Genomic DNA, 14,594 nt, shown 5'->3' on the forward strand with positions numbered 1-14,594 from the left:
TCAGGTGCCGCCGGCCTGCGCCACACATTGAAAGCTGGACGCGGTTTCGGGATTGCCGCCTGTGTATTTGGCCCATTGCGGATAGACGCACAGCGGGCGCGTGCGTCCCGGCCATGGCGTGGCAGGTCCGGCTGCCGCAACGATACTCTGCGGCGCCTGCCCCTGCTCTACCCAGGTCACCAGGGCTGTGAACAGGTCATACTGGTCGGTTGCGCTGCCGCCACCGCAGTGACACATGCCGGGAACCGGAAATACCCGGACGAAATCCGCTGCGTGGCCGCCATTGGCCGCGTTCACATCATCGAACCAGTTCAATGTGTCTTTCAATGAGAATACCGGGTCTGACTCGCCATGCGCCACGACCATCCGACCATGGCGCGCACGAAATGCCGACAGGTCCGTCGACCGCGCGCCCACATCGTCCCACGCGGAGCGCGTAAAGGGTTCAGCGACGGCGTAGATACCGGCGGCATCCCGGTCGAAATTGAAATTCAACTGGTATGCCAGAAGGGCATCCGGCGATCCCAGGGCGACCGGCGGTGTCGTAAAGGCTGAAGCCAGGGCCGGACCACCCAGGATGACATTCAGCGGTGGTATCTGGCCGTTTTCCGAACCGATCTTCCACATGCGCCATTCGGGCGCATTGATCGATGACGGCCAGGCCCAGTCACTATAGATGCGGGCGCCGGCCGAGGTGGTCGGCCCGTCAATAACTTTCTGCAAAACGGCGGCCTGGCTCGGCGTCAGGCAGGCATCGGTTTTCCCGCCTGCACACACGCGCTTTTGCAGCGTGGTCTGCACCCTGGCATTGGTGCAGGCGGTGATATTCGATGCCATGCCGTCCTGCAGCCCGTCATCGCCGTCGCACGCTTCCAGAATGGCGCTTCTCACAAGGGCGAAATCAGCGGAGGAAAAGGTGTTGGTAAGATCACCCATTTTCACGGCATCTCGCGGTCCGGCCAGTGAAGCGAAGGCCTGAACATCCCACGCTTCGGCCACGGCCGCGCGTGGCAGGGCAAAGCCCGGCGCCGAGGCAATAATGCCATCGAAAAGATCGGGGTAAAGCTGGGCGAAGACCATACCTTCCTGACCGCCTTTGGAACAGCCAATGAAATAACTGAATTTCGGTCCATGCCCGTAGGCCGCCCGAAGTACGGCTTTTGCTGCCTCTGCGGATGCTTTCAGCGAAGCATGACCATAATCGGCACGCGCCTGCGGATCGAAACCAAACGCCAGGGCACCGTTTAGCGCCGGGTCGCTGTTGGTCGCGTTGTCATGGCCGGAATCCTGACTGATGACGGCATACCCCATGGCCAGCGCCACTGGCCCCACCGAAGACACATGCCCCAGGGCATCGCCGATATCGCCATTGCTGCCGCCTCCGCCCTGGAACACCATGCGCTCATTCCAGGCCTGCGGCAGGCGCATATGGAAGCGGATGGCATAGACCTGACCGAAGCGTCCCTGGCGCTCGTGCATGATGCCTGCAAGGTCGCAGTGGGCGGGAAGATCGGCTGTCGCGGCCACCGGCGCGGCGCTGATAATGCGCGCCGCGTCGCCGGACCAGGCGATGGTTCGCCCAGCCAGAGCCTTGCACACAGGCTGAGTATCGGCGGCACGCACCAGCGACGTCTGGGCGGCAAACAAAGCGAAGATGACGGTCAGAAACAGGCGCATGGTTCAGGCTTTCATTTGGTAGATGCCGCGGCTGTCAAGCCGGACCGTGCGGATGTCACCGCTGTGGCGCAGGACGACCTCCTGCGCCGGCCGGCCGTAGACCTTGAGCGCCGTCAGCTTGCCGCCGGTCCAGGCGATATCCAGCCTGATATTTCCGCGCGCGTGCAGACCCTCCAGCCGGCCCGAAGGCCAGGCCGACGGCAGGGCCGGCAGCAGGTGAATCTCGCCGCCCCACGACTGCACGATCATCTCCACGATTCCCATGGCGCCGCCGAAATTGCCGTCGATCTGGAATGGCGGATGGGCGTCGAACATGTTGGGATAGGTGCGCTGCGGCCCGAGCAGGGATTTCAGGATCAGGTGGGCATGGTCGCCCTCGCCCGTCCGCGCCCAGCAGTTTATCCGCCAGGCCGTGGCCCAGCCTGTCGACAGATCGCCCCTGCGTTCAAGCGTGACCTGAGCCGCCTTGACCAGTTCCGGCGCATCGCGCGGATTGACCTGGGAACTGGGGAAAAGCGCATAGAGGTGGGAAATATGGCGGTGCTGCGGTTCCGGGGCGGCGTCGTCCCAGTCTTCCAGCCACTCCTGGAACTGCCCGGTCTTGCCGATGCGGTCCGGTGCAATGCGCGCCGCCGTGGCTTCGATTGTTGTAAGCAGCTCAGCGTCGCGGCCCAGCGCCATGCCGGCAGCTACCGTATGATGGAACAGGTCGCGGACGATCTGGCGGTCCATGGCCGGACCGGCGCACACCGAAGAGCCGAAGGGATGGCTGTTTTCGGGTGAAACCGATGGCGATGTGATCAGCCCGCGCCCCTTGGGATCTTCGATCAAGGTGTCGAGGAAAAACAGCGATGCGCCGCGCATCAGGGGATAGAGGCGCGACAGCATGGCTGCATCGCGGCTGTAATCGTACTGGTCCCACAGAGTGTTGCACAGCCAGGCCCCACCGCACGGCCACAGCCCCCATAACGGTCCGTCGATCGGCGCGGCCGCGCGCCACAGGTCGGTGTTATGGTGCGCCACCCAGCCCCTGGCATTGTACATCGTCTTCGCCGTGCCGGCGCCGCTGACCGCCAGTTCCTCGGTCAGGCGCAGCAACGGCTCAACGCAGGGCGACAGGCCGGCAGGCCCAGCCAGCCAGTAGTTCATCTCGGTATTGATGTTGATGGTGTATTTGCTGCCCCAGGGCGGGTTCGTCCCTTCATTCCAGATCCCTTGCAGGTTGGCCGGCTGCGTGCCGGGGCGTGATGACGAAATAAGCAGATAGCGGGCATATTGCAGGTAAAGGGCGGCCAGCGCCGGATCGTCTGCTGCCTCCGCCGCCACGATGCGCTGGTCGGTCGGCAGGTCCGCACTGGCGCCGCATCCGAGATCGACTGTAAAACCGGCAAACAGGGATTGATAGTCGCTGATATGGTCCCGCCGAAGCATTGCGTATGATTTTCGTGCCGCCGCTTCGCCTTGCCGGCGCACGATAGCCACGGGATCGCCGCTGGTATCGCGGAAATTGATATAGCTGGTCGCCGCCGAGATCAGCAGGGTTGCGGTGCGCGCCCCTTTGACGGAAAAAGCGGAATCGGAAACCGAGACCTGACCGTCCGTACTCACCTGGACACGAAGGGCAAAGCTCAAGCCGGCCGGTATACCCTGGCTGGCAGCGTTTCTGCCGGTGATCAGCCAGACATTTGTGCCGTCCGGGCGGATACGGATATCGTCACCGTTCGTTCCCGGGTCTTCATGCTGCATCCAGTCCGTCGCGATGTCTGCCGCCAGACTGGTCGCGGAACCGCTGTAATTCGCCGCGGTATATTTCAGTTCCCGCGGCCCGCGATAGGCGAGATCGAAACCGAGGCGCCTGCCCTCGGCTTCGAGCCGCACGACCACCACCTGATCCGGCGCGGACGCAAAGACCTCACGCCGGATCGCACCCGATGCCGTGCGGTAGCTGACACCGGCAATCGCCGTTTCCAGATCGAGCCCGCGCTCATACCGGTCGGGAACAACGGCTTCGTCGAAGGTCAATAACAGGTCGCCGAGCGTTCCATAGGCCATCTGTGACAGGGGGCGCGCCATCATTTTCGCGCTGGCCAGGTCGGTGGCCTCCTTATAGCGACCTTCGGCAATCAGTTTGCGCACCTCCGGCAGCGCCGCCAGCGCATCCGGGCTATCCGGCGTATAGGGGCCGCCGGACCACAGGGTGTCTTCATTGAGTTGCAACCGCTCCTGCCCCGTTCGGCCGAAGACCATGGCGCCCAGCCGACCGTTGCCGATCGGCAGGGCCTCCTCCCAGCGCGCCGCCGGCTGGCGATACCACAACCGGTTGTCGCTGGCTTTTGGCCCGGCAATTGCCGGAAGCGCCGGCGCCAGCGAAAGCGCCGCGACGCCCGAAAGTACAGCGCGACGCGATGGTCCGTCCGGCAACTCCATGGTCGATCTCCCGTCAGAAATTCTTGTGTTCGTAAACAATGCGCTTGTCGGTGCAGTAACCGCAACCGTCACCGGCAAACTGGCTGGCGGCCGTCGCATCGCCCTTGAGCCGCCAGTTCAGCCAGGCGGTGACGACCTCGGCGCCAATCCCGCCATTGGGCTCCATATAGGTGCCGCCGTGCCCGACGGGAATGTCGATATAGGCGGCCGGAATATGCGAGATACGGCTGTAGTCGTCACGACCATTGGCGTAGGCGATGTCGCTGGGCCCGCCCATGACGTAAATCACCGAACCATGCAGATCGGCCAGCATCGACTTGTCGACGTTTAAGCCGGCGATCGGATTTGCCCCGTTAAAAACGCCGCTGTTCATGATGACGAAGGTCGAGATGCGCGGGTCTTTGGCGATGGCGATGGCCTGCAATCCACCGCAACTCCAGCCCGACGCCGCGATCTTGCCGGGCGCCAGGCGATGATAATAGGGGCTGCCCTGCCGGTCATTTTCGCGCACCGCCCAGTCGATGGCCTCGGTCAGGGCTTCGGGCGCGGTCGGCGCCTTTAGCTGACCGTTGCCAGGCGGGGCCGTCGCAGGCTTGGGATGCTGCGACGGGATGACACCCGGCGCGATCACCAGATAGCCATGAGAGGCGATTTCCAGCAGGTGATTGCGCGAACTGGTGCCATCGGTGCTGCATCCGCCATTGCCGAACACATAGACGCCAAGCGCGCCGTCTTTCACCGCTGCCAGGTTTTCCGGACGATAGACGACATGGTCCGGCAGGCCCGCATCTTCTTCAAAAACGGCGGGGTAGGCGCCTGTGCCTTCGCCAGCAAGCGCATTCCCGGCAACGGAGACCATGGCTAATCCACACAGGAGTCCGAAGGCTTTTTTCAGTTTCGTGCGCATCGATCAAGGCTCCAGCGACTGGCCGGAGGTGACGGTGATCGCGGCCGCCACGCCCGCTGCCTTGGTCAGGCCGGCGCGTTGCTGCGGCTGCCCGCCGCCCAGCCAGATATTGACCTTGCCCGGTTTCACCGAGCGTGACCCATCCAGATTGACCGTACTGAGGGCGCGGCTGTCGAGCGTGAAGCTGACCGTCTTTGTCTCACCTGCCTTGAGATGGACGCGGTCGAACCGGGCCAGGGCGCGGATCGGAACGTCCTTTTCTCCCGGATGGCTGAGGTAAAGCTGAACCACTTCGTCCCCATCGATCTGGCCCCTGTTGGTGACGTCAACCGAGACCGTGACTTCACCGCTTCCACTGACCTTGCTGGCCGACAGTTTCGCAGGCGCATAGCTGAAGCGCGTGTAGGATAGCCCGTAGCCGAAAGGATAGAGCGCCTCGCCCTTGAAATAACGATAGGTACGGCCCTTCATGCTGTAGTCGCTGAAGGCTGGCAACTGATCGACCGAGCGATAGAAGGTGATCGGCAGGCGGCCCGCCGGACTATAATCGCCGGCGATCAGCCGCGCCACGGCCGCTCCGCCCTGACCGCCCGGATACCAGGCCTCGACTATAGCCGGCACGTTTTTATCCGCCCAGCTGACGCCAAGCGCGCTGCCATTGGTCAGCACCAGCACCACCGGCTTGCCAGCGGCCGTCACCTGCTCCAGCAGCTTTTGCTGGACGGGCGGCAGATCGAGGCTCGTTCGGTCGCCGCCCGAGAAACCCGGCGTTTCGACGTGCATTTCCTCGCCCTCGACCCGCTGAGACAGGCCGGCGACGAAGATCACCACGTCGGAGGCATTGGCGGCGGCCACGGCGTCCTGCGCGCCGGTATCGGAGGGCAGGCTCCAGACCAGCTTCTCGTCACCCTTCGCCTGGCGCTGGAACGCCTCGACGCGAATCTTGTTGTGGCTGCCCGCTTCCAGGCGAATGGCGCCGGTGGCGATGGAGGGACGCCAGTCGACCCGCCAGGCATCAACGACAAGCTGGTCATTGATCCAGATGCGGTATCCGCCGTCGGCATCGTAACGGAAGCGGTACTCGCCGCTTTCCGGCGCGGTCAGGTAGCCATCATAGCGGGCTGCGCCGCTGCGCTGTTCGCCGCTCCACGCCAGGCGTGCGCCGGGCTCAGCGGCGGTCTGCGGTGTGCCGGTCATCTCCGGCGAAGCGAAGTGGCTGGCGGTGACGCCGGCCTCGTTGCAGGTAGTGTCACGGCAGAAGGCGCTGTCAGGGACAGCGGTCATGACCGGATCGATCAGGCCCGTCCCTTGCGCGTAGCGAACGGTGGTGTCGGGGAAGCGGTCCCGTATCCCCGCCAGAACCGTCGCCGGATTCGAGGGATCGCCGTTATAGTTGCCGACGAGTGAGTCGATCGAATCAGCATTGGGCCCGATGACGGCGATCGACCGCGGCGCGGCCTTCAGCGGCAGCAGGTTGCCGTCGTTCTTCAGCAAGACCATGGCGGCTTCGGCGACATGCTGCGAAAAGTCGCGGTTCGCCTGGGTGTCGTAATCCGCCGGTGTGATGGCGGGGAAAACCTTGGCCGGCGGATCAAACTGGCCAAGGCGGAAGCGTGCCGTGAACAGCCGGACCAGCGCCGTATCGACCGCGCTCTCCGGCAACAGCCCGTGACTGACCGCGTCGATGACGTGGTCGGCCTCGTTGGCATTACCGCAGATCAGATCGGTGCCGGCCAGATAGGCGGCGGTAACCCCCTCTTCCGGCGTCGGGCGGTAGAAGTGCGAAGTCTTGTAATAGATGTCGCCGACGGCGTCACAGTCTGACACGACAAAGCCCTTGAAGCCCCAGTCCTTTCTCAGGTGGGTCACCAGCAGGTCGTCATTGGCGCAGGCCGGCTGGCCGTCGATGGCATTATAGGCACACATGATGGACCCGGCCTTGCCTTCGGTGATCGTCGCCCGGAAAGCCGGCAGATAGGTATCTTCGAGATCATAGCGCGACGGCGAGACATTATCGCGGTGACGTCCGGCCTCCGGTCCGCTATGAACGGCGTAATGCTTGGGCGTCGCCACCGTGCGGTAATAGAGTGGATCGTCGCCTTGCAGGCCTTCGACATAGGCCACCCCCATGCGCGCCGTCAGATATGGGTCTTCGCCATAGGTTTCCTGACCACGACCCCAGCGCGGATCACGGAAGATATTGATATTGGGCGACCATACGGTCAGTCCGCGGAACCAGTCGGTACCGCCGAAGCGATGGCGGCTTTCCAGATACTTGGCGCGGAACTCGACGCTGACCGTATCAGCGACCTGATGGACGAGCGGCGCGTCGAAGGTGGCGGCCAGGCCGACCGCCTGCGGGAAGACAGTGGCATGGCCGGCGGCGGCCACCCCGTGCAGCCCTTCGTTCCACCAGTTGTATTCGCGGATACCGAGACGCGGAATCGCCGGCGCGTCATTGATGAGCTGGGCGGCCTTCTCGCTCAGAGTCATGCGCGATACCAGATCGGCGGCGCGCTGCTCCGGCGTGCGGGTCGTATCCTGATAAGGCGGGCGATCGAGCGGGTTCTGCGCGTGAGCGGCCGCGCCCATACACACCAGTAAGGCAATGGCTGAAGCGGCCATGCTTCGACAGGCGGCCTTTGGCATTTGAATTCTTTTCATTTTCGTTTCCCTGTTTTTTCCGCCTAAGCTCTCGTGAATTCGTACAGCTCGACGCTGATCGGCGCGATCTTCAGTCCTGCCGTCGCATTGAATGTACTTTCGGCGACCACGACCTCCGGGGCCTTGCCCACCTGGTTTTGCGCTTCCAGACCGTTGCCGGTCAGTTTCCAGCAGCGTCCCGTCTTACGCGCCTTGAAACCTTCGAGGCTGAGCTGAAGGCTTTGCGGCTGCTCCGTCGCATTGACCACCGCCACCACCAGGCTCTTACGGTCCGCCGTCAAAGCAGCGGAAAGATCAAGTGGATAGGTGGCGCTGCCGGCATTAACGCGCGGCTGGTCGCCCCCGGCCGGATATTCCGGCGCCGGCACCGGCGAATTGCCGGTCACGGCCACGGGAATGGTCCCGAAGTGCTGGTTGTACATCTGATACATCCGGCCGGTGGCGCTGATCACCGAGCGCGTGCGGTCGAAATCCATCCAGCCGGTGGCCATGGTGTAGCCCGCCATGTCGATGAAATCGGTATGGCGGAAGAATTCGTGCAGGCACATGCCCAGGGCCAGGCAGGTTTTCAGATTTTGCCGGAAGCTGTAGGCATATTCGTCGAAGAAGACCTTGACCTTGCCCTCGTTCAACTTCGGGAAGCGGCGCTTGTACTCTTCCCAGCATTCCACCATGGTCAGCACACGATTGGCCGGCTGACGCGCCCATTCGACGAGCGGACGCTCGACATCGAACAGCTTGCCGGTCTTGATATCGAACTTCTTGTTTTCCGGCGGATAGGCGTGGGTAGCCAGGGCGTCGAACTTGCCCCAGGCATTGGCGAACATGCCATAGGCCCAGTCGCGCTCCGATCCGAATTCAACCTGGGGCTGGCCCTCGATGAAGATGCCCTGCCCCGTCGTCATTTCATCGGCGAAGCCGCCCGGCGCGATGATAAAGATCGACGGATCGACCTTGCGCATGGCGTCGGCAAACAGGGTGTGCTTGATGGCATACTGCTTCATCGGGATGTGGCCCATCTGCCAGTGGCCGTACATTTCATTGCCGATGTTCCAGTATTTGACGCGATAGGGCTCCGGGTGGCCATTGGCGGCGCGTTTGGCGCCCCAGTCGGTATCGGCGGCGCCGTTGATATATTCGACCTGTTCCGCCCCCGAACGCGGCTCATCAAAGCCGGTGCTGACAGACCAGCTCGGTTCGGCGTTAATCAACTGGCACATCTGCAGCAGTTCATCGACACCGACATCGTTCGGCTGCGGGAAGTTCCACACTGGGTCAAGAATCGGCGGGCGCTTGTCCGGATCGCCGATGGTGTTTTTCCAGTCGTAGCTGGAGATAAAATTACCGCCCGGAATGCGCAGAATCTTGCAGTCGATTTCCTTCATCAGGGCAATGGTATCGGCGCGGAAGCCCTTGATATTATCGGCTGGCATCAGCGACACGGCGCCGAGCCGGAAAGCCCCCGTGCCCGTTCCGGTGATTTCCAGGCGCGCGGTTTGCGTATCTACCGGACAGGAGAACCGCAGCGGCACCGTGTTCCAATCCTTGCCTGCGGCGATTTTCACCGCCTGGCGGTCAGTGGCGCCCTCGCCCCAGATCAGGGTGGCGGCAATATCGACCTGGCCATCGGCGGCAATCACCACCCGTCCGGTATAGTCCTTTTTGGCCAGAACCAGACCCGACTGGGCAATGCCGCGCGCCTCCGCGCCTGCCAGCGCGATGACCGGCGACTGTTCGCCGACATAGGGCGCGGCGGTATCCATGGTGACGGCACTGTCCGGCCCGACCGGCACCCACGCGTTCATATCGCGCATACGGCCCGCCTGCCCTTGCGGCTGAGGCGCGGGCTTGCTGCTGATGACGTTGAAGAACTTGCGGTCGTCGAGCACCTCGCTCCACAGGCTGTGATTAATCAGATTGCCGATGTGTTCAAGGAATCCGCCGTAAATAAACGGATTGATCGGCGCACCTGCCTGGCCGGTGAGGATCGTCGAAGCAATGGAAGACCGGGTTTGAGACAGGGCCGGAAAGCTGGCGAACAGACTGGCGGTGGCGCCGGTCAGAAGGGCCTGGCGGCGCGACAGGGTGAGTTTGTTGTCGGTGTGCATGGTAACCTCTAATCCAGGAAAAGAAGACGGCCCGCCGAACATCAGCGGGCCTTGGTGGTTACAAACTAATGGCGATGACTGTGACGGATGACGGGGCGAGTTGGACAACCGCCTGGCCGTCCTTGAGCTTGACCGCTGCCGGCTTGGGCGCGACCGTATTCGGCGCATCGAAGGTATTGGCAGAATCCATCTTCGGCGCCGCCAGGGTCTTGCCGGTCACGGACTTCGCCTTGACGCCCAGGAAGGCGGTGTCGATTTCCACAGGCCGGTTCGGATCGATATTGGTCAGCGACACGTAGAGCTTGCCGTCGGCGCCCTTCGCTGCAATCGCATCGACCCGCGGCAGGCTGATATCGCCGTAGGTATATGTGCCGGCATCCAGCTTGACCGGGATGAAGGTCGCGTCCTGGAAGGGCACATACATTTCAAAGACGTGGTAGGTCGGCGTCAGCAGCATCTTCTCCTTGTCGGTCAGGATCATGGCTTGCAGCACATTGATCATCTGGGCGATGTTGGCCATGCGGACGCGATCGGCGTGACGGGCGAAGATGTTGATGTTGAGCGCAGCCAGCAACGCGTCGCGCTGGGTGTTCTGCTGCATCAGGAAGCCGGGATCGGTGCCGGGCGTCGGCGCATACCACGCGCCCCACTCGTCAACCACCAGCGCGACCTTCTTCTCCGGATCGTACTTGTCCATGATCGCTGAGTGTCTGGTGACCAGATCCTCCATGCCCAGGGTATCCTTCAGGATGACCGCATATTCCTTTTCCCCGAAGCCGGTGGCTTTTTGCGAGACGGGGAACCCGCCGCCCGTCGTATAGGAGTGCAACGACAGACCCTCTATGCCCCACGCCCAGCTCCGGCCCTGATAGGCTTTCATGACCGCTTCGGTATAGGCCGTGTCGCCGCCGTTCGGTCCGACCGCCACGCGCTGCATCGGCTGGGCGGGATTATAGTTGCGATCAAAGCGCGCGTGCATCTTCATCTGGCTGACATAGAAATCGGGCGTCATGCCGCCGCCGCAATCCCAGCTTTCGTTGCCGAGGCCGACAAAGGCCACCTTGTACGGCTCCGCGTGGCCGTTCTTCGCCCGTTCCGCCCCGATGCCGTCGTCCTTTGAAGCCGTCATATATTCCAGCCATTCGGCGGCCTCGCTCACCGGTGCGGAACCGACATTGACCGAGACATAGGCTTCGGCGCCGACCTGATTAGCGAAATCGAAGAACTCGTCGGTGCCGAAGGTGTTGGGTTCAATCACGCCGCCCCAGTTGGCGTTCATCGACGCCTTGCGCTCGGGGCCGATGCCGCGGCGCCAGTGATATTCGTCAGCAAAACAGCCGCCCGGCCAGCGCACCACCGGCACCTTGATGGCCTTGAGCGCCGCCACCACATCGTTACGAATGCCGCGCGTATTGGGGATGGCGGAGTCCTTGCCGACCCAGATTCCTTCATAAATGCCGCTGCCGAGATGCTCGGCGAACTGGCCGAAAATCCGCCGATCGATCTTTGCGCCTGGCTGGGCGGCGTCGACCGTGACTGCAACGCGATCCTGCGCCATTGCCGGCGCGGTCAATGCAGCCACTGATACGGCTGCGGTTAGAACAATCGACTTCATAGTACCTCCCTGTTTCAACCCCACCTGGTGGAGCTTTTTCTGGCTGCGGCTCACGCCGCCATTATGATAGCGCTACCATCTTGTGACAAAACAAGCTGCCGCCAAGATCATATCATCGCGCGCGATAGAAACGAATTTTCACCGCCGGTTTCCCGTCTTGTGTCACAATACCCAGCCGCGCCACGAAGGCCGACTGATTGAGCCACTGATAGCGGCCAAGCGGCGCTTCAAAGATGGGCGTCAGCAGGATCGGTGCAGACTCAGACGCCGTCTGAGGGCACATTGGCCCCTGGTTGCGAACATTGATCACCGCGCCATCATCGGTCTGAAGCATGTAATCCGCCGTCGCCCATACGCAGCCATCGGCGCGCTTAAGCTGCCAGTCCCAGCCGCCAGGCCGTACGATCCCCTTAAAGCCGGCACCGTCGCCTGGGCCATCAAACGTTCCACCGGTAATGGGAATGATATAGCGCTCACCCATCGGCGTCGGGCCCGGATTGACCCCCTCGCCCAAACGGACGGTTTCCTCGAAGACAAATTCGAGATGCGGCGCCAGCGGCTCAGAGGTCTGCGCCTGCGCAGGCAACGCAAGCCAGACGATGCCGGCTATAGCAGCCGCGCACAGCCGTCCAAATCGGGCGATAAGGCGGGTCATGGCTTGGCTGGCCCAAAGGCCAGGTGCGCGGCAAAGAACGGCAGGACATGATTCTGGAAGCGGTCCGCCACGCCACTGACGTGATCTCCGTCATACAGCGCAAAGCTGTTGACGATATGATAGGCAGTAAGTGTGTCGCTCAGGGCTTTCGTGTCCGTCTTGAGCCCGTCGCGGTCACCGACATCTAAGGCAATCGCTGTATAGCGGCGCATGTTCGGAATATACTGATGCACCATCGATAAGGGCGCATTCGCCGCCCAGCGCGCAATGACATCCGGCTGCGCCACACCGCCCTTTGTCGGCAAATCCATGTAAAAGGGCGGATTATTGGGATTGGGAGACCAGGCCGAAGACACTGCCAGGGTGGCGCGGGCGAAAAAGCCGAGCGATTTGGCTTCCTCGGGTGTTTTCACCGCTTCAAGCGCCACCCCCTCTTCGGGCGAGGGCGCGCCGCGCGCCGAGAGACAGCACGGGCTCATGACATAAAGCGCACTGAAGACTTCCGGGTGCTTCATGCCAATACGGATCGTGCCGTAGCCGCCCATGGAATGCCCCGCCAGGCCACGGCTCTCCCGTTGCGGCAGTGTGCGGTAATGGCTGTCAATATAGGCCACCAGATCTTTCGAGATAAACGTCTCCCAGTCGCCGGTGGTTGCCGAACTGGAATACATGGAGCCGTTATGCAGGGTCTGGGAACTCGGCAGCACAATAATCATGCCCTTCACGCCGGCCGCATAGGCGTCTTCGATTGTCTGCGGCGTTTTGATTTCCTTCGACCATATCTCGTTATTGATCGAATAGCCGTGGAGGGCATAGATCACCGGATAGCGTTTCTGGCTGTCCTTGTCATAGTCCGGCGGCAGATAGACGGTCACGCTGCGGTCAGGCGAATTGCCTTCGAGATTGCCTTCCAGGGCCTGACTGTGAACCGTAATCTGCTCGGTCCGCACTGATTGCGCGGCCACAGGGTGCGCAATGACCACAGCCAGAACCACGCACAGGCTTGATAACAGCCGCCGCATACCATCCTCCCTGGAATTTTTATCTCTTTCTTATTTCCTCCGACAATATCCGCTAAAAATCAAGGCACGAATTCATTCACCCAACCCAATTTTGGAAGCTTTTTTTATTAGCAGAATATTTTAAAGTCGGGAAATTTCTATTTTCCCCATTAAAATCAAATTATTATTTAAATTTAGCCTGTTTAAATTCATGAAAAGAAGCAAATTTATTTCTCATTTTGGCGAAAACCGGAACCAAACCTGATTGACGGAAATTGTCCGATATAATAGCGTTGTGACCGCTAACATGAGTTGGCGCTATTCTCCCCGTCCCTGGAGAATGGCAGTTCGTATTTTCTTCCTGACTGCTCTTTGTCTCCGGAGCATGAGGTGGGCGCATTTTCGGGATGCGCCCTTTTTTTTCGATACAGTTAAGCGTCCTGACGGGCTTAGGACTGATTTCGCGTTACGACCAAACCAGATAAACTAAAAAACAAATACAGAGGAATGCCATGAAAGCGGAAATTCACAAGCCATTCGCTGCGCGACTGGTTCATCAGCTGCTGACCGGCGTCGGCGCGGCCGCCATTGTCCTTACCTGCGCGCTCACCTCTCCGGCCCATGCGCTGGATGACAAGATGACGCCGATCGCCACCCCCGCACAGCCCAATGCCATCGAACTGGGCACTGGCCCCCTGCCGGGTGCTACCGCCAAGGAAGCGTGGCACAGCCAGTATGGCAGCGTGTTCGCACGCAATGTTACGGTCGCTACACTCACCCCTTTCCTGCCTGATCCTGCCAAGGCGACCGGCGCCGCCGTTATTGTCGCCCCCGGCGGCGGCTTCATGACCTTGTCCATGGAAAACGAAGGCTGGCAGGTCGCTCAGGCGCTGGCTGACCACGGGGTCGCCGCGTTTGTGCTGAAATATCGCCTCAACCCCACGCCGGAAGACATGGGCGCGTTCGAACATTCGATGGCTGAAATGTTCTCAGGCGCCGCGCGTCCGCGACCGCCCGCACAGCAGGATCCGGCGACAGCCCTGGCGCCCCAGATCAACGATGCCCGCGCCGCCTTCGCCCTCGTTCGTTCGCGGGCCGCAGAATGGCACATCGACCCCGATCGCGTCGGCATGGTCGGCTTTTCCGCTGGCGCCATGCTCACCCTGTCTACCGCCCTCTATGGTCAGGACGCCAAGCCGGCCTTTATCGGCGATATCTATGGTCCGCTGATGCCGGTCACCGTGCCGGCCGATGCGCCGCCGCTGTTTGTTGCCCTGGCTAGCGATGATCCGTTCTTCGCCAACGCCGGATATGGCCTGATCGACAACTGGCGCGCTGCCAAACGCCCGGTCGAATTCCACCTGTTCGAACAGGGCGGGCACGGCTTCGGCATGTACAAAAAAGAAACCACGAGCACAGGCTGGTTCGATGAGTTCGTGTTGTGGCTTGGCATGCACGGCTATCTGAAACCGAAAGCCTGATTTAAACAGGCTTAAGCCAGCAGGAATTGCAAACATTAAAGGGGAGGCCAATGTTGAAA

General features: G+C 61.7%; 9 protein-coding genes. 1 reads left to right on the plus strand and 8 read right to left on the minus strand.

The window, feature by feature from the left end; translation table 11 throughout:
• From ACTHND_RS09490 to ACTHND_RS09525, 8 genes are all read right to left on the minus strand, one after another.
• A complete protein-coding gene (locus ACTHND_RS09490; RefSeq protein WP_440177706.1) occupies positions 1-1,677 on the minus strand; it encodes a tannase/feruloyl esterase family alpha/beta hydrolase in 1,677 nt (558 codons plus the stop codon).
• A gap of 3 nt (positions 1,678-1,680) precedes the next feature.
• Positions 1,681-4,104 carry a glycoside hydrolase family 95 protein gene (locus ACTHND_RS09495; RefSeq protein ID WP_440177707.1) on the minus strand — a complete coding sequence of 808 codons (2,424 nt, stop codon included), beginning with the start codon at positions 4,102-4,104 and terminating at the stop codon, positions 1,681-1,683.
• A gap of 13 nt (positions 4,105-4,117) precedes the next feature.
• Positions 4,118-5,011: a hypothetical protein gene (locus ACTHND_RS09500; RefSeq protein ID WP_440177708.1), complete on the minus strand. Its 894-nt coding sequence runs from the start codon at positions 5,009-5,011 to the stop codon at positions 4,118-4,120.
• 3 nt (positions 5,012-5,014) lie between these two features.
• Positions 5,015-7,675, minus strand: coding sequence for a glycoside hydrolase family 3 C-terminal domain-containing protein (locus ACTHND_RS09505; RefSeq protein WP_440177709.1), 2,661 nt, complete (start codon positions 7,673-7,675; stop codon positions 5,015-5,017).
• Between the two features lie 23 nt (positions 7,676-7,698).
• Complete coding sequence (locus ACTHND_RS09510) at positions 7,699-9,783, minus strand: alpha-L-arabinofuranosidase (protein WP_440177710.1); 2,085 nt, start codon at positions 9,781-9,783, stop codon at positions 7,699-7,701.
• A 58-nt stretch (positions 9,784-9,841) separates the two neighbouring features.
• Complete coding sequence (locus tag ACTHND_RS09515; protein ID WP_440177711.1) at positions 9,842-11,398, minus strand: alpha-N-arabinofuranosidase; 1,557 nt, start codon at positions 11,396-11,398, stop codon at positions 9,842-9,844.
• 112 nt (positions 11,399-11,510) lie between these two features.
• Positions 11,511-12,053, minus strand: a complete 543-nt coding sequence (locus ACTHND_RS09520) for a DUF3237 domain-containing protein (RefSeq protein ID WP_440177712.1) — start codon at positions 12,051-12,053, stop codon at positions 11,511-11,513.
• Positions 12,050-13,075, minus strand: a complete 1,026-nt coding sequence (locus ACTHND_RS09525) for an alpha/beta hydrolase (protein WP_440177713.1) — start codon at positions 13,073-13,075, stop codon at positions 12,050-12,052. The genes ACTHND_RS09520 and ACTHND_RS09525 overlap by 4 nt, the downstream gene beginning before the upstream one ends.
• A gap of 491 nt (positions 13,076-13,566) precedes the next feature.
• Here ACTHND_RS09525 and ACTHND_RS09530 point away from each other — a divergent pair, with 491 nt between their 5' ends.
• The gene (locus tag ACTHND_RS09530) at positions 13,567-14,535 is read left to right on the plus strand and encodes an alpha/beta hydrolase (RefSeq protein ID WP_440177714.1); all 969 of its coding nucleotides are present in this window, start codon (positions 13,567-13,569) and stop codon (positions 14,533-14,535) included.
• Positions 14,536-14,594 lie beyond the last annotated feature (59 nt).

The sequence above is a fragment of the Asticcacaulis sp. genome (assembly GCF_051954415.1).
GTDB lineage: Bacteria > Pseudomonadota > Alphaproteobacteria > Caulobacterales > Caulobacteraceae > Asticcacaulis.

Bases quoted from the DNA above. Each gene is read 5' to 3' on its own strand.
- ACTHND_RS09490 (WP_440177706.1), bottom strand. From the start codon at position 1,677: ATGCGCCTGTTTCTGACCGTCATCTTCGCTTTGTTTGCCGCCCAGACG.
- ACTHND_RS09495 (WP_440177707.1), bottom strand. From the start codon at position 4,104: ATGGAGTTGCCGGACGGACCATCGCGTCGCGCTGTACTTTCGGGCGTC.
- ACTHND_RS09500 (WP_440177708.1), bottom strand. From the start codon at position 5,011: ATGCGCACGAAACTGAAAAAAGCCTTCGGACTCCTGTGTGGATTAGCC.
- ACTHND_RS09505 (WP_440177709.1), bottom strand. From the start codon at position 7,675: ATGAAAAGAATTCAAATGCCAAAGGCCGCCTGTCGAAGCATGGCCGCT.
- ACTHND_RS09510 (WP_440177710.1), bottom strand. From the start codon at position 9,783: ATGCACACCGACAACAAACTCACCCTGTCGCGCCGCCAGGCCCTTCTG.
- ACTHND_RS09515 (WP_440177711.1), bottom strand. From the start codon at position 11,398: ATGAAGTCGATTGTTCTAACCGCAGCCGTATCAGTGGCTGCATTGACC.
- ACTHND_RS09520 (WP_440177712.1), bottom strand. From the start codon at position 12,053: ATGACCCGCCTTATCGCCCGATTTGGACGGCTGTGCGCGGCTGCTATA.
- ACTHND_RS09525 (WP_440177713.1), bottom strand. From the start codon at position 13,075: ATGCGGCGGCTGTTATCAAGCCTGTGCGTGGTTCTGGCTGTGGTCATT.
- ACTHND_RS09530 (WP_440177714.1), top strand. From the start codon at position 13,567: ATGAAAGCGGAAATTCACAAGCCATTCGCTGCGCGACTGGTTCATCAG.